Genomic DNA, 22,433 nt, shown 5'->3' on the forward strand with positions numbered 1-22,433 from the left:
GTGGCTCGGCCCACCTACTCCGATGGGGTCCCACTTCGACCATCCGATCTCTCGCAGGCGCGAAAGCTGAAAAGTTGGCACGTCATTCATTCCACCGACTTACACTGCTCGTGTCCGCTTTCCACCCATAACTGCCAGGCAGAAAACGTCCCAGAGCGGACATTCCAACCGCATGCTCTTGCGCATAAAGTTAAGTCATCGCAGAAACAGCTGATGATTAGATCAATCACATTCGCCAGCGTTCTTTGGGTTGGGTCGCTTTCTGGTGCGAACGCGAAAGGTGAAGGCGTTGTGTCGGTACCGTTTCCAAGCATACTTGAAGAGGTTGAGAGATCAGAAATTGTCGAGATCGCTGGAATACTGAAGGTGAGCGATGAGCTCATTATTTACGATAGTCAGGTCGCTCAAGATTTGGAGCTGATTTATCCGTATTGCATCAGCGCAACTGGCAATGAGTTCCTATTCGAACAGGTTCAAGAATTGGAGGGCAAGAGAGTCAAAGTGCATGGACGAAGGCATGCCTTTGAAGATTTGGATAGAGCTCAGGAAGGCGAATTTTTGGAGGCCGGACGAAAATTGAACGGACAGCCTGTCTCGAACTGGTGTTGGGGAACCTACATAATCGAAATTGATTCAATCAAAGCCGTTGATTGATCTGGGTGACGTGAAGACTCATCCCCTCACCTGGTTTCCGAGAAAGTGGAGCCGGTTCCCTCTTGCAGCGAGCTTCAAGAATTGATTGTCCGCTTTCCACGCATAGCAGACATACTCCTAACTCCCCACAGCCACCTTCCTCCTCCGCCGCCCTTTCAGCAAGTCCCACACGAACAGCGCCATCGCGCTCCAGATGAGGATGAAACAGCCGAGCTGGGCAGGGTTGAGCGCTTCCTCGAAGTAGAATAGCCCCAAGAGGAACACGATCGTCGGCGAGAGGAATTGGAGGAAGCCGATCGTGCTGTAATCCATCCGCCGCGCGGCGATGGCGAACATCAGCAGCGGGATCGCGGTCATCGGACCGCCCAGCGCGATCGCTGCGGCGAGGCCCGGATCTTGCGCCATCGAGGAGCCCTGCGGCTGCGCGCCATACCAGGTCGCGACGGCAATCGCCGGAAAATAAAGCAACAGCGTCTCGATCGTCATCCCGGCCAGCGCGCCCACCCGCACGACCTTGCGGATCAGCCCGTAGATCCCGAAAGTCACCGCCATGGTCAAGCTCAACCACAGCGTGGTGAGCGCGCCTGTCGCCAGCAGCCCGACGCCGAGCGCCGCGAGTGTCACCGCACCCCATTGCGGGCGGGTGAGCTTTTCGCCCAGCACCACCAGGCCGAGCAGCATCATTACCAGCGGCAGGATATAATAGCCGAGGCTCGCGGCATAAACATGGTCGGTCTGGATCGCGTAGACATAAAGCACCCAGTTGACGCCGACCAGGCTGGCGCTTCCGGCCAGCGCGAGCAGCGAATGCCGGTCCCTGAAAGCGGCGAAGACTTCCGCGCCCTGCCTGCGCCAGGCGAGGAACAGCAGGCACAGTGGCAGGGTCCAGATGATTCGCCAGGCGACGAATTCGATGGCCGGAACCGAATGGACCAGCACGAGGTAGAGCGGCATCGCGCCCCACATCGCATGTGAAGCCAGCGCATAGGGCAGGCCATCCAGCCGGTGATGCCGCTCGTTCGCTGTCATGGCGTTGAAATGCCTCCCATGGGGCGCTTTAGGTCGGGCTCTCGCGGGCGGCAAGGCTCTGCCCAGCGGCTTGTGTCGCACAACCCGCCCCTGGCTGCGACATTGGTTGCCGACGGTTCATGTTTACCATCGTAATCGCGATTCACTGGCGCTGCGGCTCTCCCCCCTATGCCGCATCGGCGCCCGGTACGGGCCGGCAAGTCTCCCCCTCCTGGCTGGCCCGGGCCCCCGGGTTGAACTCGCGGGCAATTGCAGGCGCCCTTCCGGTGAGCATGATGCCGGAAGGGCGCCTCTTTTCTCGTGGGGCGAGGTTAGGCCCTGAAGCCCACCCCAATGCTGGCGCGCGGCTGCTCCATCTCGGTGCTGGCGACCGGATAGGCGCAATAATCCGCAGCATAGAACGCGGCCGGGCGGTGATTGCCCGATAGTCCGATTCCCCCGAACGGCGCGTCGGACGAGGCGCCGTTTGTCGGGCGGTTCCAGTTGACGATCCCGGCGCGGATTTCCGCCCAGAAGCGCTCGAATTCAGCCGGAGTCCCGCCAACCAGCGAAGCCGAGAGGCCAAAGCGCGTATTGTTGGCTTCCGCGATGGCGGCGTCGAAATCCTCGACGCGGATTACCTGCAACAGCGGCCCGAACAATTCGATATCGGCGCGATCCTTCATGCTCGTCACATCGATGATGGCCGGGGTCAGGAAAGGCAGGCCTTCCCTTGGGCGCTTCATGTGCCGGATCGGCCGGCCGCCGTTCGACATCAGATAGAGGAAGCTTTCGGTCAACCGGCTGGCGGTCAAATTGTCGATCACCGGGCCCATGAAGGGCGCCGGCTCGTCGAACGGCGCGCCTACGATCAGGCGGTCGACGAGCTTGCAGATTTCCTCCAGCGCCTGGTCGTAGATTTCTGATTTGACGATCAAGCGGCGGGCAGCGGTGCAGCGCTGGCCGGCGGTGGTAAAGGCCGACTGGACCACCAGCATGGCCGCATCCTGCAGCTTGGGCGTGTCCCACAGGACCAGCGGATTGTTGCCGCCCATTTCGAGCGCGACGATCTTGCCCGGATTGTTCGCGAGCGCGCGGTTTATCGCGATCCCGGCATTGGCCGATCCGGTGAACAGCACGCCGTCGATCCCGTCATGCGCAACCAGCGCCTGGCCTTCCTCGGGCCCGCCGATGAGCAGTTGCAGGACGTCGGCCGGGACGCCGGCCTGGCGGAAGCATTTGACCAGGAACTCGCCCACCGCCGGGGTCTTCTCGCTCGGCTTGAAGATCACGGCATTGCCCGCGATCAGCGCGGGCACGATATGGCCATTGGGCAGGTGCGCCGGGAAGTTGTATGGGCCGAGCACGGCCAGCACGCCATGCGGCTTGTGCCGTACCGAGGCGGTGCCCTGCAGCGCGCTGTCGTGCTTCCGCTGGCCGGTGCGCTCGGCATAGGCGCGGATCGAGATCTCGACCTTGGCGATCACCGCTTCGACCTCGGTCCGCGCTTCCCACAAGGGCTTGCCGGTTTCGCGCGCGATCAGGTTGGCGAAGGCGTCGACTTCCTTGCGCACTTCGTTGGCGAAGCGGCGCATGATCTCGGACCGGTTGGCCAGCGGCAGCGCGGCCCATTCTGGCCAGGCCTGGCGCGCATAGGCGACGCATTCATCGACATTGCCGTGCTCGCCGCGCCAGAGTTCGTTCCCGGTTGCGGGCTCGATGGAAATGATGGTTTTCGCAGTCACGAGGCAGAATTCCGTTCGCGGCGCCTATTGCGGCCAGGTCGATTGTGCAGCCGCCTTTGCGACAGTCCGGGCAAAGTTACAAGCAGCCTGCCGACCTGCTCATTCGTGGCCCTGGGGCGCAGGCGGTTCGCCATGCGCGTCGCCCATGTGCCGGACCGCGGCGATCTTGGCTTCGAGCGGCCGCCAGTCGTCATTTTCGGCAATCGCGGACCAGATGGCTTCGACTTCCTCGATCAGCATGGTTTGGGGTTCGTCCGCGTTCCAGTACGGATGCCGGCTCGCTACCGGCTCGTATTCGGCCAGCAACCCGGCCAATTCGCCGGTGGCGTTGCGGCCTCCGCGATGGCGGAAGAACCAGGCGTCGGGTCCGGTTCCCGCGTGCCGCATCAGATCCTCCGAAGCCGCGATCAGGCGCTTGTCCAGCTCCGCTCCACGCGGGGCGACCCCGAGCCGCCAGCAGAACCGCCGCGCCATCGCCGCCTCGTAAAGCGGGGCGAACCGCTCGAGCGCGGCAACCAGCGGCGGGGCGTCGACCAGTTGGCGCAGCGAAATCGCCAGTTGCGCGCAGTTCCAGTGGATCGCGCCGGGCTGGCGGCCGAAGGCATAGAGCCCGGTCTCGTCGAAATAGGCGGCGGTGAAAGCGGGATCCCACCGCGGCAGGAAGCGCCACGGACCATAGTCGAAGCTTTCGCCGGTGATGTTCATGTTGTCCGAATTGAGCACGCCGTGGACGAACCCGGCGACCATGTAGGAGGCGGCCAGGTCGGCCAGCCGTTCGACCACCAGGTGCATCAGCCGGACCGCCGGCTCGTCCCTGTCGGGAGCAGCTTCGGGCGGCGGCGGCGGGCCGGGATAGAGTTCGAGGCAATAGTCGACCAGCGCCGCCATCTCCTCCCTGGGGCGTTCGAGCGCCAGCAGCCGCTGGAAGGTCCCGATCCGGATATGCGAATGGCTCAGCCGCACCAGCACCGCCGAGCGGGTGGGCGATGGTTCGTCCCCGCGATGGAGCTCCTCGCCGGTCTCGATCACCGAAAAGGTCTTGCTGGTATAGACGCCGAGCGCCTCGAGCATCTCGGTGGCGAGGATTTCGCGCACCCCGCCTTTCAGCGTCAGCCGGCCGTCTGCGGTGCGGCTGTAGGGCGTAAGTCCCGAGCCCTTGGTGCCGAGGTCGAGCAGGCGTCCCCCGCCTTTTTGGCCGTCCCCGTCGCGCAACTGGGCGAAGGTGAAGCCGCGCCCATCGCCGATCTCGGGATTGTAAACCCGGAACTGGTGCCCGTGATAGCGCTGCGCCAAGGGCTTGGGGAGGTTGCCGTCCAGCGGCTCGAAGCGCCCGAAATGGCGCACCCATTCCTCGTCCGAAAGCTGCCCAAGGCCAACCGCCTTGTCCCACCGCGTGTTGCGGAAGCGCAGCTGCGCCTTGGGAAAGTCGGCGGGAGCGACTTCGTCCGCGAGCCAGTCCGAGATGCGGAGCAATTGCGGGTCGGGGCGATAGGGGGACGCTTGCGGTTCACGGCGCATGCGGCGATAGTGGGCGCTGCAAATCCCTTGCGCAAGCCATCCGGCCTGCCGAATGGGGTCTGCAGCGCGACAGGAAGCCCAGTTCGGGATGTGCGAGTGATTCAAGCCGGTTATTCCGACGAATACTGGGACAGCCCGGACGGGCTCAAACTGCACTACCGGGACTATCCCGGGCGGGGCGATCGCCCGCCGCTGGTCTGCATTCCCGCCCTGATCCGGAATGCCCGCGATTTCGAACCATTTGCCGAGGAGTATGCAGGCGATTGGCGCGTGCTCAGTCTCGACCTCAGGGGGCGCGGGATGAGCGATTATGCAAAGGACGCGACCAGCTACAACCCGTTGCAATATGCCAAGGATATTATCGCCTTGCTCGATCAGGCGGGCATCGACAAGTTTGTAGCGATCGGAACTTCGCTCGGCGGGATCGTCACCATGCTGCTCGCCGAACTGGTTCCCGAGCGGATCGCCGGCGCCTTGATCAACGATATCGGCCCGGACATCGAAGCGGCCGGACTCGACCGGCTGCGCGGATATGTCGGACAAGGCGGCAGCTTCCCCACCTGGATGCACGCCGCGCGCTACCTCAAGGAAATCTACGGTATTGCTCATCCCGACCATACGATCGTCGATTGGCTCGCCATGGCCAGACGGCTGATGGCGATCAGCGGCGGCGGACGGATCGTGTTCGACTACGACATGCGGATCGGCGAACAGTTCAATACGCCGGCGGCCGAAGGCGCCGGGAACCTGTGGTCGGGCTGGCGCGCGCTTGCGGGCCGTCCGGTACTGGTCCTGCGAGGTGACCGGTCCGATCTCTTGTCGGAACAAACCTTCCGAAGAATGGGGCGGGAATTGCCCGAGGCCGAGCTCGTCACCGTCGCGGGCGTCGGCCACGCGCCATCGCTCGATGAACCCGAAGCGCGCGAAGCGATCGCTCGCCTGCTGGCGAAATGCGCATGACCGGCGGCGGGCCCAAGGCACCGATCCTCCACATCCACTCGCGTTTCGACAGGGGCGCGCAGGTGCTGCAATGCGTCGAGGTGATCAACGGATTGGGTCCGGAAACGATGCACGCGATCGTCTCGGCCGAGCCAGGAGCACTGGCGGCCTCCAGGCTGATTTCGGCATCGATTCCAGTGACTTGCCTGACAAAATTTCCGCCGCTTTCGGGCCTGCCCACGCCCGGAAGGTTCAAGCGCATCGCCGAGGCGATGAAGGGCCATGGCCTCGTCCTGACCTATGGCTGGGGTGCGATCGATGCGGTGCTGGCGCACACGCTGTTCAGCGAGGCGCTGGACCTGCCGCCCTTGCTCCATCACGAATTTTCGCTGGAGGAGTGCGGGAAATCCGGCTGGCGGCGCGATTGGTATCGCCAGATCGCCTTGGGCAGGACAGCAGGCCTGATCGTAGCATCACGCGAGTTGGAGCGGATGGCGGTCGAAAGTTGGAGCCAGCCGCGCAACCGCGTCCACCGGATCGAACCGGGCATCGACCTGGCCGCTTTCGAGCGGCCGCCGCGCCCGGATTTCCTGCCCTTGCTGGTCAAGCATGCGGACGAGTTCTGGATCGGCACCTGTCTGGCGCAGGAGCCCGCCGAAAGCCTGCTCTCGCTGACCAGGATTTTCGCCCGGACGCCGGACAAGTGGCAGTTGGTGGTCCTCGGCGAAGGTGTCGATCGGGCAAGGATCGAACACGAGACGGAACGGCTCGGGATCGAGCACCGCGTGCATCTGCTGGGCGACAATGCCAGCCACAAGGAGGTGTTCGGCCTGTTCGACATTTTCGTCGTTGCTCCGGACGGCGGGCAATCCTCGCTCACGGCAATCGAGGCGATGGCGGCCGGGCTGCCGATCGTTGCCCGGTCCGCGGGAGACATCGCGGACTTGGTGTCGGACAGGAACGCGCGTTATATTGTTCCCCCGGGCGATGAGGGCGGGTTCGGCGATTGCCTGGCAGAGCTGGTCGAATCCCCGGACGAGCGCCGCGCGGTCGGCGAAGCCAATCGGCAAATGGCGAAGGAACGCTTCGCTCGCGAGCGCATGGTCGAGCGCTATCGGCGGCTTTATGCCGCCACCATGGGAGCGGTGCCGCCACGCTAGGCAATCGCGGTTCCACCTGGTGCTTCATTCGCGGTTCACGCGCGGGCGGACAGGCCCGGTCGCGAACACCATTGGAAGTTGAATTGACGGGTCTTTCGGCTAAAGACCCCGCAACCGGCGTTGGTCGAGAGAAAAAGGCGCAAAATTGGCTAGCACACCCCCCAACCCTCCATCGGGTGCCGAAAAGCGCGAGACGCTGCAGCAGGACGCGCTGATGCGCGAAGTGGACGAAGCTGTCCGGCAGGACCAGTTCGCCCAGGCCGCCAGGAAATACGGCGTGCCGGTGGGCATCGTCGCGCTGATTGGCCTGGCCGCGTTCGGCGGATGGCTATGGTGGTCGGAGCGCCAGGAGGCGCGGCTCGAGGAAGCTTCCGAGACGCTTGTTCTGGCGATCGAGGATATCACGCGGGGCCAACCGGATTCGGCCTATTCCGCGCTCGGCCCGCTGGCCGAGAGCGGCAATGACGGCGCCCGGATCGTTGCCCTGATGACGCGCGCGGGGATTGCAGTCGAAAGCAATCGGTTGGAAGAAGCCGCGAATATCTATGCCCAGGTCTCGGCCGACGAAGGCGCTCCACCGCTTTATCGCGATCTTGCGATCATCCGCGAAGTCACCCTGCGCTATGACGAATTGGGTCCGGACGAAGTCGAGGCGCGCCTCAAGCCGTTGGCGGTTCCCGGTGCGCCGTGGTTCGGCAGCGCCGGGGAGTTGCTCGGCCATGCCTATCTCGACCAGGGCAAGGACGAACAGGCCGGCGCCTTGTTCCGGACAATTGCGACCGACGAGAACGTTCCGCAATCGGTGCGCTTCCGGGTACGGCAGATGGCTGGCAGCATGGGGGTAGACGCAATCGAAGATGTCGAGGAAACACTCGGCGAATTGAGCGAAGCGGGCGATGCGCAAGGCGCTCCATAGAATTCTAGGATGACTGATACGATGAGCCGCATTTTCACCAAACGCCGCCTGGCGATCCCTTCATTGGCGCTGATGGCGACAGTGCTTTCCGGCTGTGGCCTGTTTGGCGGCGGGGATCCCGAGTCGACCCCGACGATCGGCAATCGCGAGCCGATCCTGTCGCGCATCGAGGCAGGTGCGCGGGTCGATCCGACCCTGGCCAATGTGGCGATCGTGCTGCCGCAGCCCGTCGCCAATCAGGACTGGGCGCAGGCCGGGGGCAGCGCATCGAAAAGCTATGGGCACCTGGCGATGGGTGCCGCTCCAAGCGAGGCCTGGACGGTCCAGATCGCCGGTTCATCCAACCGCCGGCGACTGGGCGCGGCCCCGATTGTCGGCGGCGGGATGTTGATCGCGGTCGACACCGCCGGGCGGGTCAACGCCTTCGATGCGGCCAGCGGCGCACGGCGCTGGTCCTACCAGATGCCGGTACCCAGAGATATCGAAGCCTCCGCTTTCGGTGGCGGCGTGAGTTTTGCAGCCGGCAGGGTCTATGCGACCAACGGCGTTGGCGAGGTGGTCGCGCTCGATGCCGAAACCGGTTCTCCGGTCTGGAACGTCAAGCCTGCCGGTCCGCTGCGCGATTCGCCTACGATAGCCTTCGGCATGGTTTTCGTGATGACCCAGGACAACCAGATCTATGCCCTCAGCACCGCCGATGGTTCGATCCAATGGCAGGGCGGTGCCTCGAGCGAACAGGCCGGGGTATTCGGCGTGGCGTCGCCCGCGGCCGGGCAGGGCACGATCGTGGCGGGCTACAGTTCCGGCGAGCTGGTCGCCTATCGTTATGAAAACGGGCGCGAATTGTGGCTCGATGCGCTTGCCCGGACCTCGATTTCGACCCAGGTCGGCGCGCTCACGGATGTCGATGCCGATCCGATCATCGATAGCGGGCGAGTTTATGCGCTCGGCCAGGGCGGGCGCATGGCGGCATACGAGCTGGTCACCGGCCAGCGCATCTGGGAACTGAACCTGGCGGGAATCTCGACGCCAGCGATCGCGGGCGACTGGATCTTCACCATCACCGACGATTCGCGCCTGCTTGCGATTGCGCGCAGCACCGGCAAGGTGCGCTGGGTCACCCAGCTCCAGCAATGGCGCGATGAGGAAGACCGCGAAGGCCAGATTTTCTGGACCGGTCCGGTGCTGGCAGGCGGGCGGCTGTGGGTGGCGAGCTCGCGCGGTGAAATCCGCTATGTCGATGCCCTGACCGGGATTGCCAGCCTGTACCGCGATATCGGCCAGCCGGTTTCCTTGCCGCCGATCGTCGCCAACCAGACGCTCTACGTGCTCGACGACGGCGGGACGATCCACGCCTACCGCTAGAGCGATTTCGAGCCAGATGGAATCATCTGGCGACTCGGAAATCGCGGCCAGTCAGAGACTTGGAGCGTCGACTTTGATGCAATCAAAGGTGATAACGCTCCAGGCTGTTCAGAAGCTCTCGGTCGCGTAGAGCCTGCTCAGATCGCCGGCCCATTCGCCGTTGAACTTGTCGAGCAGGGCCTGCGCGGGCACCTTGCGGCTGTCGACGATGGCGTCGAGCGGGGAAAGAAATCCCGTCTCGTTCGAACCGCCGCTGTCGAGCCGTGCGCGCGCCGCAAGGCCCGAACGGGCAATATCGAGCACGTGCGCGGCAATATCGCCGAGGCTTCCGCCGCCCGGAGTCGGTGCGTCGAGCGCCAGTTTCGGGACCGCGTCGCGCAGCGCCTCGCGCTCTTCCATCGTCCAGTTCCTGACGAGGTCCCACGCGGCATCGAGCGCGCTGTCGTCATAGAGCAGCCCGACCCAGAACGCGGGCAGGGCACAGATCCGGTTCCACGGGCCGCCGTCGGCGCCGCGCATCTCGAGGAAGCTCTTGAGCCGCACTTCGGGAAAGGCGGTCGAAAGATGGTCGGTCCAGTCGCTCTCGGTCGGCAGTTCGCCGGGCAAAGCCGGCAGTTTGCCCTTCAGGAAATCGCGGAAGCTTTGCCCTGCGGCATCGATATATTTGCCGTCGCGGAAGACGAAATACATCGGCACGTCGAGCATGTAGTCGACATAGCGTTCGTAGCCGAACCCATCCTCGAACACGAACGGAAGCATCCCGGTACGGTGCGGATCGGTATCGGACCAGATGTGGCTGCGGAAGGAGAGGAAGCCGTTGGGCTTGCCTTCGGTGAAGGGCGAATTGGCGAACAGGGCGGTGGCGAGCGGCTGGAGCGCGAGCCCGACGCGGAACTTCTTCGCCATGTCGGCTTCGGAGGAATAGTCGAGATTGACCTGGATCGTGCAGGTCCGCAGCATCATGTCGAGCCCGAGCGAACCGACAAGCGGCATATGCCGCATCATGATCGCATAACGGCCCTTGGGCATGATCGGGAGCTCGTCGCGGCGCTTGTCGGGCCACATACCGAGGCCGAGGAAACCGACGCCGAATTTCTCGCCGATTTCCTTGACCTGTTTGAGGTGCCGCCCGGTCTCGGCACAGGTCTCGTGCAGATTTTCGAGTGGCGCGCCGGACAGTTCCAGCTGGCCCGCGGGTTCGAGGCTGACCGTCCCGTCCTCGCCCGACATGGCAATGACTTTCCCGTCCTCCTCGACCGGTTCCCAGCCGAATTCCCTCAGCGCCAGGAGGATGTCGCGAATCCCGCCGGGCTCATCATAGGAGAGTGCGTGAAAATCCTTGCGGCAATAAACGAGCTTTTCGTGCTCGGTCCCGATCTTCCAGTTCTCCGGAAGTTTTTCGCCTGCCGCCATCGGCGCAACAAGCTGGTCGCGGCTCTCGATGAGCCTGTCCTCCCCAGCGGCAGCCTTGCGCGTGCTCATGGCGGGATCGTTAGGGGACTAAGGGGCGGTTCGCCAGCGCAAAGTAGCGTTCCGCAACCGATTATTGCGAGGTCCAGTCGCCAGCCATGGCCATCCACAATGCGGTGGCGGCGAGCGCGGCCGTTTCACCCCGCAGGATGCGCGGGCCGAGTGAAATCGGGCGGGCCTGCGAATGGGTGCGAATCGCCTCGCGCTCGGCTTCGTCGAAGCCGCCTTCGGGTCCGACGAGCAATGCCGCGGGCGGGTGATACCGGGCGAACGCCGTCGCTGCCGGTTCGCCGCCCAGCTCGTCGGCAAAAAACAGCACGCGGTCCTCATCGAGCTGTTTGAGCAACGCTTCGAGCTTGAGCGGGCCGCGCAATTCGGGAAGCGCGGTGCGGGCACATTGCTCGGCCGCTTCTGTCACGATGGTCCCGGCGCGCTCGAGGTTGAGCTTGTCGGCCACGCAGCGCCGCGTGATGACCGGCTGGATCACGGCCACGCCCAGTTCGGTGGCCTTTTCCAGCACGAGGTCGAAATTGCTCTTCTTGAGCAGGGCTGCACAGAGCATGAAATCGGGCACATCCTCGCGCGGCCTGAGCCGCTCGACCACTTGCAGCAAGACAGTACGCTTGCCAGCCTCCATCACGCGGCTCGCCCATTCGCCGGTCAGATTGTCGCACAGGATGACCGCGTCGCCCTCGGCTACCCGCATCACCCGCGCAAGGTAGTTCGCCTGGTTTCCTGCAAGCGCAATGTGCGCACCTTCGGCCAGCTCCTGCTCGACAAACAAGCGCGGGGCGCTGCGCGGGGGCCAGGCCGGGGTGGCGGGCATCGGCGCTAGTCCAGCAGCGCCCTGAGCAGGGTCTTCCACTGGCGCACGCCGGGATCGAGCGTCGCGAGCGGAAGCCGCTCGTTGAGGCCGTGCGCATAATTGTCGTCCGGCTTCATGAACACCGCCGAGACGCCGAATGCCGGAATCCCGCGGGCGCGGAAAAAGATCGAATCGGTCGCTCCCGCTTCCATCGCCGGGGTGATCGCCAGGCCGGGTGCGCGCTCGTGCACGGCGCGTTCAACCGCTGCCATCAATTCCGGGACCAGCGGGCTGGCCGGGGCCTCGATCGAACCGTCGTCGAGCAATTCGAATGTGATGGCCGGATTGCCGGCGATCTCGGCCAGTTTCCCGGCGATTTCGCCGCGCGACACCTGGCCGGGAAAGATCCGGCAGTTAACGTTGGCACTGGCCGATTGCGGCAGGGCATTGGGCGCATGCCCGCCCGAGACCATGGTCGGGACGCAGGTTGTGCGGACGAGACCGACATATTCGGGCGCAGCCGACAGCGTGGCGATCGCGGCCTGGTCGCCCGGATCGGCGGCGAAGGCCCGCATCGCGTCCGCAAGTTCCTGCGGCGCGCGGGCCGCGGTGACTTCCCAGAAGGCCTTGGTGATCGGGCTCAATTGCGGCTCGAAGCGATAATTGGCGATCTTGAGCAGGGCTTCGGACAGCATGGCGATCGGGTTGGTGTCGTCGGGCCGGCTCGAATGGCCGCCCGGATCGGTCACCGACAGGCGGATGTCGGCATAAGTCTTTTCCGCGGCCTGGATCTTGTACACGATCGGCGTGCCGTCGGGGAGCAGCTCGCCTTCGCCGCCATCGCCATTGAGGACGAGCCCGACATTCGGAATCGCTTCGGCCGCCGCCGGTGCGGCCTGCATGGCGGTTTCCTCATCGCCCGTAATCAGCAGGACGAGATCGGCCCGCGGCTGCCACCCTTCCTGTTTGAGCTCGAACAGCGCCGCCATCGACATGGCCATGTCCGCCTTGTTGTCGAGCGCGCCCCGGCCGAACACGAAACCGTCCTCGACGATCGCGGTGAAGGGATTGCGCTCCCAGTCTTCCGGCCGGGCTTCGACCACGTCCATATGCACCAGGATCACGGTCTTGGGGGCGCTGGAATCCTTCCCCGGATAGAGTGCGGTGAGATATCCGTTTTCGCCGATCGGCGTGAACGCCACCGCTTCGCGGGCGAAGCCTCCATCGAGCAATCTGCGTTCGAGCAGCGCAGCCAGCTCGGGCACCCTGCCGCGGCCCTGGACCGTCGGCACTTCGATCGCTTCGGCCAGGATCTCGAGCGCGCTCTGCCCGCCCGAAGTGGCGGGCAAGTCCTGCGCGCCGACCGGGGCTGCGAGCAGGGCGAGGGCAGAGAGGGGGGCGTAACGCATCGATATTCCTTCCAGGGCAACTTGTCCGCCGTTGTTGCGGCTTAACCGGCGCGACGCAAGCGCCGAACAATGCTTCGATGACAGCTTGAACGGCTTCGACTAGACCCCTTCATCGTGACCGAACCAAGCGCCGAAACAGTCCGGACCGAGCAGATTGTCCCCGATGGCGAACTGATCCCCGATAGTGAATATGGGGGGCTGGTCGCGAGCCTGCCGCAACCACTACGCGATTATGCGATGCTGGCACGGTTCGACCGTCCGATCGGCTGGTGGCTGCTGTTCTGGCCCTGTGCTTGGGGCGTGTGGCTAACCGGGACAGGGTTACAATGGCAGCTAGTCCTTTGGCTGCTGCTGGGCAGCATCGCAATGCGCGGGGCCGGCTGCGTCTATAACGACATTGTCGATGCCGATCTCGACCGCCAGGTCGAGCGCACCGCCGGGCGCCCGGTTGCAAGCGGACGGGTGAGCCGGCAGGCCGCCTGGGCGTGGCTGCTGGCGCTGTGCGGTGTGGGCCTGGTCGTCTTGTGGCAATTGCGGATCGAAGCGCAAATCCTCGCGCTGGCGAGCCTGCTGCTGGTGGCGGCCTATCCCTTCATGAAGCGGATCACCTGGTGGCCGCAGCTCTGGCTCGGGCTGGTTTTCACCTGGGGCGCGCCGGTCGGCTGGGTCGCGCTGCGCAGCGACCGGCTCGACGTCATGGCGGCGCTCTATGCCGGGTCGATCCTGTGGTGCGTCGGTTACGACACGATCTACGCGCTGCAGGACCGCGAGGACGATGCGCTGGTCGGGATCAGGTCGAGCGCATTGCGGCTCGACCGGCACGTGCGGGCCGGGGTGTTCGCCATCTATGGCGGCGCAATCCTGCTCTGGGGGCTCGCCATCTGGCTGTTCCGGCTCGACTTGCTGGCGCTGCTCGCGCTGGCCCCGGCGGCGCTCCACCTGATGTGGCAGGCGGCGACGCTCGATCCGGCCGATGGCGCGAACGCACTCGCACGGTTCCGCTCGAACCGGTTTGCGGGCCTGTTGGTTGCGGCGGCGATGCTGGTGGTCGGCAATGCTTAGGTTTCGGGCCTGATGTGCAATCTTTACCGCATGACCCGCACCGTCGACGAGATTGCCCGGCTGTTCGATGCCGAACCGGCCGCGGGCGGAGCCAATGTCGGGAGCGAGGTCTATCCCGGCTATCCCGGCCTCGTCGTCGCGCAGGGAAAGGTTCGCGCGATGCATTGGGGCTTCCCCTTGGCGCTGCGCGGGAAGAGCGGGCAAATGCTCAAGCCCAGGCCGGTCAACAACGCAAGGACCGACAAGCTATCGGGCGGCTTCTGGCGCAGCAGTTTCGAACAGCGCCGGTGCCTGATCCCGCTCGACGCCTGGGCGGAGGCCGAGGGTCCGCAAGGGAGCAAGACCCGCAGCTGGCTCTCCATGCCCGGGGGAGAGACTTTCACCGCCGCCGGCATCTGGCGCGCGAGCGATGAATGGGGCGAAGTCTATTCGATGGTGATGACCGATGCCGCGGGTACGGCGCGCGAGTTCCACACCCGCATGCCGGTGCTGCTCAGCCCGGACGACCGGCAGTCGTGGCTTTCAGCCAGTCCGCAAGAAGCGCTCGAATTGTGCCGTCCATACGCGGGCGAACTCGTGATCGAGCGGACCTCGGTTCGCTGGACGCGGCGAACATAGGCGCTCTTGGCATCGGCTCATTCATAGCTGACCACCTCGAATTCGATTCCGTCCCAGTCGAAGAAGTAGAAGCGCCTTCCCGGCTCGTAATCGTCATGCCCCCATGGCTCGAGCCCGGCGGCGACAACGACCTGTTCGGCCGCGTCGAGATCGTCGACCAGCACGCCGACATGGTTGAGCGGCACGCCTTTCACATAGCCGCCCTTGGCCCCTTCCTTGGTGTAGAGCGCGAGATAACTCGCCTCGCTCCCGACATGGATCGTCTCGCCGCCCATCTGGGAAGGTCCGCGCCAGCGCTCGTGCCAGCCGAGCAGGTCACGGAACAGCCTTGCGCTCCGCTCCGGGTCGGTGACGGTCAGGTTCACATGTTCGATCATCCCGACAGCCATTGGCCAATTCTCCTTCATATCGTTGTCGCTTCTCGCGGGTAGCGCGAAACCATCGCGAATCACCGCGCTTGCCTAACCTGCAACCTCAAGTTAACTTTAGGTCAAGCTCTGAATGGCAGTATGGCGATGTTTCGAAGAATAAATACGAAGAAACAGATGGTTGGGGGCAATAGCTGATGGCAAGAGATCCGTTCATCCCGATCGGGACATTGGCACAGAGAACCGGTGTCGCGGTGTCGGCGATCCGCTTCTACGAGGAGAAAGGGTTGCTCACCTCGCTCCGGACGAGCGGCAACCAGCGCCGCTTCCTGCGCTCGGATATCCGCCGGGTCAGCTTCATCCTGATAGCCCAGAGGCTCGGCCTCGGGCTCGACGAGATCGAGCAGGAGCTGGCGCGCCTACCGCAGGGCCGCACCCCGTCCTTCCACGATTGGCAGAAGATCAGCCGCTCGATGAGGAGCGCGATCGACGAGCGGATCCTGCTGCTCACCCGCACCCGCAACCAGCTCGACCAATGTATCGGATGCGGCTGTCTCAGCCTCCAGAAATGCCAGCTCTACAACAAGGACGATCGCATGGCAGCCAGCGGCAAGGGACCGCGGCTGGTGCTCGGCTGAGGATATTGGCCGGCACCCTATTGCCGTTCGCATTGAGCGGTAGCAATGAGCGCCTGTTGCCGGACGGTCCGGCAATGCGTGGGCGCCCGCCTGTTTCGCGCGCCCGGAACCCAGGAGATGATGACAGTCCCGACCTATGTCGGCCCCAGCGAAATCGAGGGGGTCGGCGTGTTTGCCGCTGCGCCGATCAAGAAGGGCGATTCCGTGTGGCGCTTCGATACCAGATTCGACCTGCTGCTGTCGGTTTCGGACATACTTTCGCTCAGCGAAGTCCAGCAGGCGTTCATCACGCGATACAGCTATTCCCATCTTGTCCGGCCGGACCTGGTGATCATCGAATTTGACCATGGCCGTTTCATGAACCACAGTACCGATCCCAACACGGATTTCACCGATCCGGATGTGGGGCTGGCGACCAGGGATATCGCGGAGGGCGAGGAAATGACTTGCAACTATGCGGACTTCGAGCCCCAGTTCGTGATGCTGCCGGGGCGCCAATTCGTCACCGCGGCCCAACCATCGGCCGCACCCAACGGAAGCGGTTCGCAAGGGGAAATGAGCGCATGAAGCTGGTCAAGGTGCCCCGTTCGGAAGGCGAGGAGATTGCCATAAACACCGAAAATATCGAGGCGATCGTCCCCAAGGGCGAACGTAGCGCGATTCACATGCTTTCGGGCAAGGTGATCGGGGTCGAGCTGGAATTCGACGAGCTCATCCAGGCGCTGACCATGCAGGGCTGGCGCAAGTCCTGATTGCCCTGCCGGATCAGGCCAGCAGGTTGCGCTCGGTCTCGCCGATATAGTCGCGGGTCAGCGGGAGCGCGCGCCGCGAACGGGCGAACTGGATCTGGTAATTGCACATCCCGCCATTCTCGAAACTCGAAGTCGCCCCCGCGAGATAGAAGGTCCACATCCGGAAGAAGCGCTCGTCATACATCTCGACGATCGCATCCCGGTGCCGCATGCAGCGGGCATACCACTGCCGCAGGGTCTTGGCGTAATGCAGCCGCAGCGTCTCGACATCGGTCGCGATCAGGCGGAATTTTTCGCTCGCTTCGACCGTTTCGCTCAGCGCCGGGATATAGCCGCCAGGGAAGATATATTTGTCGGTGAAGGCATCGGTCCGTCCGGGCGTGCCCATCCGCCCGATCGTGTGGAGCAGCATCACGCCGTCATCGGGCATGAGGTTGGCGCAGGCGCGGAAGAAGGTCTCGAATTGCGGCACGCCGACATGCTCGAACATCCCGACCGAGACGATCCGGTCGTATTTCTCGCCGCGCTTCGCAAGGTCGCGATAATCGACCAGCTCGAACTTCGCCCTCGCTGACACACCGGCGGCTTCGGCCCGCTCCTGTGCCAGTTTGAGCTGCTCGCTGCTGAGCGTGATACCGAGCACTTCGGCATCGAATTTGCGCGCAAGGTAGATTGCCATGCCGCCCCAGCCGCAGCCGATATCGAGCACTCGCTGGCCGGGCTGGATCGCCAGCTTGGCCGCGATATGGGCGAGCTTGGCTTCCTGCGCCTGGGCCAGCGTCATATTGTCGCTCGGCCAGTAGGCGCAGCTATACTGCATATGCTCTTCGTCGAGCATCAGCCGGTAGAGCGCATTGCCGACATCGTAATGATGCGAGACATTCTTGCGCGAGGACCCCGGCCTGTTGAAGCTGCGCGCGGCGACCACCGCCTTGTCCTTGATCCGGCGCAGCGCGGTCGGTTCGCGCAGTTCGGCGCCGCCCTCCCACGGGCGGTTCGACTGGACCAGCTGGACGAAATCCATCACGTCGCCCTGCTCGATCACGATCCGCCCGTCCATATAGGCCTCGGCCGCGCCGAGCCGGGGATCGGTGAAGATGTCGCGCGGAACTCTACCGTCGGTGAAGCGGATCGCGATGTCGGGATAGCCTGCGGCGGATTCGCCGAAATGCAGTTCCTTGCCGCTCGCGAGCGTGATCTGCAGCTTGCCGCTGGTGATCATTCCCGACAGCAATCGTTCGAGCAGTGACTTGCCCATGCGGTTCCTGGCCTTCCTGTTCCCTCTGGGGAACGGTCTTAGGGGAAGATTGCGCGCTTAAAAAGGCGGCGATGCGCTGGCAGGGAGATCAGGGGAGATAGCGCCGGATCAAATCGGCTTCGCTCAGCAAGGACTGTTCACGATCGGAAACGCCCCTGCGCGCAAATTCCGCGGCATTCTCCTCGCGGTCGGTGATTTCGCGCCAGAGGATCGCCGCCAGATCGGCCTCCGACAGGTCGAGCCGGTCAACTTCGCCGCCGCCCGAGCCGAAATCGGCCGATGCGGCGCTTGCTTGCTCGCTGGTTTGCGCCGGTGCCTCGGCATTGTCGATCGCGGCAAGTAAAGTGCGCAGCAGCGCGGCTTCCTCCTTGCGGCGCTCGATCATCGCCGGTTTGAGATCGGCGCGCAGGCGGGCTTTCAGGACATTGGCGGCGGTCTCGGTCATTATTCCGCCGCGAGCAGTTCCTCCGCCCCGCCAAGATCGACACTGACCAGCCGCGAAACGCCCTTCTCGATCATCGTCACCCCGAACAGCCGGTGCAGCCGGCTCATCGTCACGGCGTTGTGGGTGACAATCATGAAGCGGGTGTCGGTCTCGGCGGTCATCGCGTCGAGGAGGTCGCAGAAGCGCTCGATATTGGCATCGTCGAGCGGCGCGTCGACTTCGTCGAGCACGCAGATCGGCGCTGGGTTGGTGAGGAACAGCGCGAAGATCAGCGCAATCGCGGTCAACGCCTGTTCGCCGCCCGAGAGGAGCGTGAGCGATTGCAGTCGCTTGCCGGGCGGCTGGGCGTAGATTTCGAGCCCTGCTTCGAGCGGGTCGTCAGAATCGACCAGCGCGAGATGGGCGTTGCCGCCTTCGAACAGCCGGGTGAACAGCCGCTGGAAATGTTCGTCGACCGCTTCGAACGCGGTGCGGAGCCGCTCGCGCCCCTCGCGGTTCAAGTTGCCGATCGAGCCGCGCAACCGGTGGACCGCTTCGGCCAGCTCGGCCTGTTCGGCGGCGCTCGACCCGTGTTCCTGCTCGAGCCTTTCGAGCTCGTCGGCAGCGACGAGGTTGACCGGGCCGATCCGTTCGCGACTCGCCTGGAGCCGTTCGAGCTCGGCCGATTCCTCGAGCGAACCCAGGACCTTGTCTTCGTCGAAAGCGAACTTGCCGGCGAGCATGCCGGGCGGGCATTCGAACCGCTCGCCCGAGATGCGCGCCATTTCCTCGCGCCGGGATTCCTCGTTTTCCGCGCGCGCAGAAGCGCCGGCCCGGGCCTCACGCGCTTCCGCCAGCGCTTCGTTGAATTCGGTCAGGCGGGCGCCGGCGGCCTGCGCAGCCTCATTGGCCTTGGCCACCGCGGCTTCGGCCTCGGCCAGTTCCTTGCCCAGCCGCTCGCGCACGGCATCGCCCTGTTCGATTTCCTGCATCAGTGCGGCGGGTTTCGCCGCAACCACTGCGCGTTCCTCGGCGATCTGTTCGAGCCGCAGCGCCATTTCCGACAGGCGGCGGGTGGCATCGCCCGCGCGCGCTTCCCAGCCGCGCATATCGGCGGCGCGGGCGGCCTTGCGCTCGCGCGCCACGGCCAGAGCCTGGTCATGCGCGGCAAGGTCGGCGGCGGCGGATTGCAGGGCGGTGCGGGCCGCCTCGTGCTTCGCTTGCGCGGCGGAAAGGGCTGCACGTCCGCTTTCGGGATCGGGCAGGCCAGCGCGCTTGTCCTGTGCGGCCTTGAGTTCGGCCTCGGCCTGCTTGCGCTGTTCGGCGAGGTCGGCCTTGGCCGCGTCGAGTTCTGTCAGCCGCGTCGCCAGCCGCTCGCGCGCCGCTTCGGCCTGGTCGAGCGCGCGCAGGGCCGCGCGCTCTTCCTCCGACGCCTGTGCGACCTCGCGTTCGGCGGCGATGAGTGTCTGTTGCAGGCTAGTGAGCGCCTCCTGGACTGTCGCCTGCGAAGCCTCCGCCCGTTCGGCCACAGCGCGGATCGCGGGCAATTCGCCCTCCAGTTCGGTGAGCCGGTTCTCGGCTTCGAGCCGCGCCGCTTCGGCCGCCCCTTCGCCGCGCGCGACGAACCCGTCCCACCGCCGCAAATGCCCGGCCCTGGTCACCAGCCATTCGCCGGGCTTGAGCGCGCGGCCATCGTCCTCGTCCGCGACATGGACCAGCGCCAGCCGCGCCGCGAGTTCGGACGGACAGCTGGCGACATGGGCGGCAAGGCTGTCGCCGACGGCTGCCGGCGGTTCGCTGCCGGTCCAGAAACGGCCCTCGCCATCGCTATCGGGCTTGCCGATCGGCGAGCGGGCATCGCGCCCCAGCACCGCGGCCAGCGCGCGTTCGTATCCGGGGGCCGCCCTTACCTTGTCGAGTGCCGAGGGCAGGCCCTTGCGGTTCGCTGCCTGCTTCGCCCGGGCATCGCGATCGCGTTGCAGGGCAGTGAATTCACGTTCGATTCCGGCGAGTTCGGCCTTGGCCGAAGCGAAGGCCGAGGCAGCCTCGTCGCGAGCCTGGGAAAGCTTGTCCTTCTCCGCGCGTCGCGTGTCGAGCGCCGCGCGCAGTTCGGCAAGCCTCGCGGTGGACGCATCGGCGGCACTCATGGCCTGCTTGACTGCCAGTTCCGGATCGCCGCTGCCGATCAGGGAGGCGCGGGTCTCTTCCTGCCGCTTCGCCTCGCCGTCGAGCCGCGCCAGCCGCGCTTGCGCCTGTGCCACTTCGGCTTCGGCCACCCGCCATTCGGCCTCGACCCCGGCATGGTCGGCGGTCGCCTTGGCGAGCGCCAGTTCGGCGGCGCGCGCCGCCGCTTCGGCGCGCTCGACCGCGGCGGCGATTTCCGGGCGGCGTTCTTCGTCGGCAGCCAGCGAGCGGCTCGCAGAATCGAGTTCCTGTTCGAGCTTCCTGAGCGCTTCGGCGGCATCCCTGGTCAGCCGGTCGGCCTCGCCGCGATCTTCTTCGAGCCGCTGCTTCTGGCGCTCGAGATCGGCGAGCCGCTCCTCGGCCGCTTCGAGCTGACTGGTCAGCGCCGCCATCCGGTGGCCATGGGCGCTGGCATCGTCGCGCCGGTCGGCCAACTCGTCGCGCGCTTCGGTGAGCTTTTCGGCCGCCGCATGCTGGGCCTTTTGGGCTTCGTTCGCGCTCGCCTGGGCAAGCGTGACCTTGCCCTCGGCCTGCTTCGCGGCCTCGCGCGCGGCATCGGCGGCGGCCGCCGCATCGCGCCAGCGGGCATAGAGCAACCGCGCCTCGGCGTGCCGGATCTCTTCGGACAGTTTCTTGTAACGTTCGGCCTGCTTGGCCTGCCGCCGGAGCGATGTGATCTGCGCGTCGAGCCCGGCCATCAGATCCTCGAGCCGCGCGAGGTTGGTCTCGGTCTGGCGCAGCTTGCTCTCGGCATCGCGGCGGCGGACATGGAGCCCGGCGATCCCCGCGGCCTCTTCGAGCATCTGCCGCCGTTCGGCCGGCTTGGCCGCGATCACCCCGGCGATCTTGCCCTGGCTGACCAGGGCAGGCGAATGCGCGCCGGTCGCGGCGTCGGCGAACACCAGCGCGACATCCTTCGCCCGGACATCGCGCCCGTTGACGCGATACGCGCTGCCCGCGCCGCGTTCGATCCGGCGGGTGACTTCGATCTCGTCGCCGTTCTCGTCGGCGGCATGGAGCACGACTTCGGCGAAATCGCGCGGCGGGCGCTGCGAAGTCCCGGCGAAGATCACGTCGTCCATCCCGCCCGAGCGCATGCTCTTGGGCGAGTTCTCGCCCATCACCCAGCGGATCGCTTCGAGCAGGTTGGACTTGCCGCAGCCATTGGGCCCGACGACGCCGGTCAGCCCCGGTTCGATCCGCAGTTCGGACGGTTCGACGAAGCTCTTGAAGCCGGTGAGCTTGAGCTTCCTGATCTGCATCGCCGAACCTGGTCCGACCTTGTTCACCGCGCGCCGGCGTTCTGCAGGATCGGCTCGACCGCCGCCCAACTGGTCACATCGAGCCGGCTTCCATTGAGGAAGAAGGTCGGGGTGCCGGTGATGTTGAGCTGTTCCGATTGTTCGTCGGAGCGTTCGGCCAGCTGTTCGGCCCGCGCGTTATCGGCCAGGCATTGCATGGCCTGTTCGCTGCTGACGCCGCGGGCGTTGAAGAAATCGAGCACCCCGGAAGACTGGGCGATCGCCTGGAACCGCCGGTCGGGATTGGCCGCCGCCGCTTGCGAGATCGCCGCGCTGTTGGCCTGCACGGTTTGCATGAGTTCGTCGAAATTGGCCCAGGCCTCGTCTGCCAGCGGGTGGAACAGCGCCGGATCGCCGCAGCGGATAATCATCGCAATGGTCAGGTCGACCGGGTCGCGGATCAGGTTGCGCAGCTCGTAGCTCACCACCCCGCTGTTGACGTAGCCATTCATCGCTTCGGCTCCGTCCTGCGAGAAATCGGCGCAGACGTGGCAGGTGTGGCTAGCATATTCGACGAGCTTGAGCGGCGCGTCGGGATTGCCGATCACGAACCCGCCTTCGGGCGTTTCGGCGGCAATATCCTGCCAGGCCTGGCCTTCGGGCGGCGCGATATGAGCGATCGGCTCGCCCGCCGGGAGTTCCTCGCTCCCGGCATCGGAACTGCCGCCACAGGCTGCCAGAGCGAAAACCAGCGGGGCGGACAGCGCCAACAGGCTCGCCTTGCGAAGGGAAACGGTCGAAAGAGTCATTCTCATGGTCCTCTCAGGGCTAGCCCATGGGGGGCAGCGATAGAAGCGCGGTAACCTTGCCGCCTGTGGTTTTGCACAGCTTAAGGCTGG

General features: G+C 65.1%; 21 protein-coding genes. 10 read left to right on the forward strand and 11 right to left on the reverse strand.

Annotated elements, in window-relative coordinates; genetic code table 11:
- Nucleotides 1-654, forward strand: a 654-nt coding sequence (locus AC16XC_RS11255; protein WP_484034750.1) for a hypothetical protein, incomplete at its 5' end; no start/stop codon positions are given.
- Between the two features lie 117 nt (nucleotides 655-771).
- On the opposite strand, the gene rarD is transcribed toward AC16XC_RS11255, so the two are convergent.
- The 3 genes from rarD to AC16XC_RS11270 all read right to left on the reverse strand — a co-directional run bounded on the left by rarD (nucleotide 772) and on the right by AC16XC_RS11270 (nucleotide 4,925).
- A complete protein-coding gene (gene rarD / locus AC16XC_RS11260) occupies nucleotides 772-1,683 on the reverse strand; it encodes an EamA family transporter RarD (protein ID WP_484034751.1) in 912 nt (303 codons plus the stop codon).
- Nucleotides 1,684-1,994: 311 nt separating this feature from the next.
- Nucleotides 1,995-3,407 (reverse strand): succinylglutamate-semialdehyde dehydrogenase, encoded by a 1,413-nt coding sequence (gene astD / locus AC16XC_RS11265; RefSeq protein ID WP_484034752.1) that lies wholly within the window; start codon nucleotides 3,405-3,407, stop codon nucleotides 1,995-1,997.
- A 99-nt stretch (nucleotides 3,408-3,506) separates the two neighbouring features.
- Complete coding sequence (locus AC16XC_RS11270) at nucleotides 3,507-4,925, reverse strand: protein adenylyltransferase SelO family protein (RefSeq protein ID WP_484034753.1); 1,419 nt, start codon at nucleotides 4,923-4,925, stop codon at nucleotides 3,507-3,509.
- Between the two features lie 99 nt (nucleotides 4,926-5,024).
- Between AC16XC_RS11270 and AC16XC_RS11275 the strand changes: the two genes are divergently transcribed.
- The 4 genes from AC16XC_RS11275 (at nucleotide 5,025) to AC16XC_RS11290 (ending at nucleotide 9,305) form a co-directional block, all read left to right on the forward strand.
- Nucleotides 5,025-5,885: an alpha/beta fold hydrolase gene (locus tag AC16XC_RS11275; RefSeq protein ID WP_484034778.1), complete on the forward strand. Its 861-nt coding sequence runs from the start codon at nucleotides 5,025-5,027 to the stop codon at nucleotides 5,883-5,885.
- Nucleotides 5,876-7,024, forward strand: coding sequence for a glycosyltransferase (locus tag AC16XC_RS11280; RefSeq protein ID WP_484034754.1), 1,149 nt, complete (start codon nucleotides 5,876-5,878; stop codon nucleotides 7,022-7,024). Before AC16XC_RS11275 ends, AC16XC_RS11280 begins: the two co-directional genes overlap by 10 nt.
- Nucleotides 7,025-7,169: 145 nt before the next feature.
- The gene (locus tag AC16XC_RS11285) at nucleotides 7,170-7,940 is read left to right on the forward strand and encodes a tetratricopeptide repeat protein (protein WP_484034755.1); all 771 of its coding nucleotides are present in this window, start codon (nucleotides 7,170-7,172) and stop codon (nucleotides 7,938-7,940) included.
- A 21-nt stretch (nucleotides 7,941-7,961) separates the two neighbouring features.
- Nucleotides 7,962-9,305: an outer membrane protein assembly factor BamB family protein gene (locus AC16XC_RS11290; protein WP_484034756.1), complete on the forward strand. Its 1,344-nt coding sequence runs from the start codon at nucleotides 7,962-7,964 to the stop codon at nucleotides 9,303-9,305.
- A gap of 108 nt (nucleotides 9,306-9,413) precedes the next feature.
- Here AC16XC_RS11290 and AC16XC_RS11295 read toward each other — a convergent pair whose 3' ends face one another.
- From AC16XC_RS11295 to AC16XC_RS11305, 3 genes are all read right to left on the reverse strand, one after another.
- The gene (locus tag AC16XC_RS11295) at nucleotides 9,414-10,787 is read right to left on the reverse strand and encodes a glutamate--cysteine ligase (RefSeq protein ID WP_484034757.1); all 1,374 of its coding nucleotides are present in this window, start codon (nucleotides 10,785-10,787) and stop codon (nucleotides 9,414-9,416) included.
- 61 nt (nucleotides 10,788-10,848) lie between these two features.
- Nucleotides 10,849-11,601 (reverse strand): 16S rRNA (uracil(1498)-N(3))-methyltransferase, encoded by a 753-nt coding sequence (locus tag AC16XC_RS11300; RefSeq protein ID WP_484034758.1) that lies wholly within the window; start codon nucleotides 11,599-11,601, stop codon nucleotides 10,849-10,851.
- Between the two features lie 5 nt (nucleotides 11,602-11,606).
- Entirely contained in the window at nucleotides 11,607-12,989 is a 1,383-nt protein-coding gene (locus tag AC16XC_RS11305) for a M20/M25/M40 family metallo-hydrolase (protein WP_484034759.1), read from the reverse strand.
- A gap of 114 nt (nucleotides 12,990-13,103) precedes the next feature.
- Here AC16XC_RS11305 and ubiA point away from each other — a divergent pair, with 114 nt between their 5' ends.
- Together ubiA and AC16XC_RS11315 are read left to right on the forward strand one after the other, a co-directional pair.
- Nucleotides 13,104-14,051, forward strand: coding sequence for a 4-hydroxybenzoate octaprenyltransferase (gene ubiA, locus AC16XC_RS11310; protein WP_484034760.1), 948 nt, complete (start codon nucleotides 13,104-13,106; stop codon nucleotides 14,049-14,051).
- Between the two features lie 12 nt (nucleotides 14,052-14,063).
- On the forward strand, nucleotides 14,064-14,669 hold the full coding sequence (locus tag AC16XC_RS11315; RefSeq protein ID WP_484034761.1) for an SOS response-associated peptidase: 606 nt from the start codon (nucleotides 14,064-14,066) through the stop codon (nucleotides 14,667-14,669).
- 17 nt (nucleotides 14,670-14,686) lie between these two features.
- Here the strand turns inward: AC16XC_RS11315 and AC16XC_RS11320 are convergent, their stop codons facing one another.
- Nucleotides 14,687-15,058: a VOC family protein gene (locus AC16XC_RS11320; protein WP_484034762.1), complete on the reverse strand. Its 372-nt coding sequence runs from the start codon at nucleotides 15,056-15,058 to the stop codon at nucleotides 14,687-14,689.
- A 176-nt stretch (nucleotides 15,059-15,234) separates the two neighbouring features.
- Here AC16XC_RS11320 and soxR point away from each other — a divergent pair, with 176 nt between their 5' ends.
- From soxR to AC16XC_RS11335, 3 genes are read left to right on the forward strand one after another with little or no spacing between them, the layout of a single operon-like run.
- Entirely contained in the window at nucleotides 15,235-15,675 is a 441-nt protein-coding gene (gene soxR, locus AC16XC_RS11325; protein ID WP_484034763.1) for a redox-sensitive transcriptional activator SoxR, read from the forward strand.
- Nucleotides 15,676-15,720: 45 nt separating this feature from the next.
- Nucleotides 15,721-16,242: an SET domain-containing protein gene (locus tag AC16XC_RS11330; protein ID WP_484034764.1), complete on the forward strand. Its 522-nt coding sequence runs from the start codon at nucleotides 15,721-15,723 to the stop codon at nucleotides 16,240-16,242.
- The gene (locus AC16XC_RS11335) at nucleotides 16,239-16,427 is read left to right on the forward strand and encodes a hypothetical protein (RefSeq protein WP_484034765.1); all 189 of its coding nucleotides are present in this window, start codon (nucleotides 16,239-16,241) and stop codon (nucleotides 16,425-16,427) included. The genes AC16XC_RS11330 and AC16XC_RS11335 overlap by 4 nt, the downstream gene beginning before the upstream one ends.
- 13 nt (nucleotides 16,428-16,440) lie before the next feature.
- Here AC16XC_RS11335 and AC16XC_RS11340 read toward each other — a convergent pair whose 3' ends face one another.
- The 4 genes from AC16XC_RS11340 to AC16XC_RS11355 form a co-directional block, all read right to left on the reverse strand.
- Entirely contained in the window at nucleotides 16,441-17,685 is a 1,245-nt protein-coding gene (locus AC16XC_RS11340) for a class I SAM-dependent methyltransferase (RefSeq protein WP_484034766.1), read from the reverse strand.
- A gap of 88 nt (nucleotides 17,686-17,773) precedes the next feature.
- On the reverse strand, nucleotides 17,774-18,130 hold the full coding sequence (locus tag AC16XC_RS11345) for a GatB/YqeY domain-containing protein (RefSeq protein WP_484034767.1): 357 nt from the start codon (nucleotides 18,128-18,130) through the stop codon (nucleotides 17,774-17,776).
- Nucleotides 18,130-21,555 (reverse strand): chromosome segregation SMC family protein, encoded by a 3,426-nt coding sequence (locus AC16XC_RS11350; protein ID WP_484034768.1) that lies wholly within the window; start codon nucleotides 21,553-21,555, stop codon nucleotides 18,130-18,132. Before AC16XC_RS11350 ends, AC16XC_RS11345 begins: the two co-directional genes overlap by 1 nt.
- A 23-nt stretch (nucleotides 21,556-21,578) precedes the next feature.
- Nucleotides 21,579-22,343 (reverse strand): thioredoxin domain-containing protein, encoded by a 765-nt coding sequence (locus AC16XC_RS11355; RefSeq protein WP_484034769.1) that lies wholly within the window; start codon nucleotides 22,341-22,343, stop codon nucleotides 21,579-21,581.
- Nucleotides 22,344-22,433: the final 90 nt, after the last annotated feature.

The sequence above is a fragment of the Candidatus Andeanibacterium sp. genome (genome assembly GCF_057143545.1).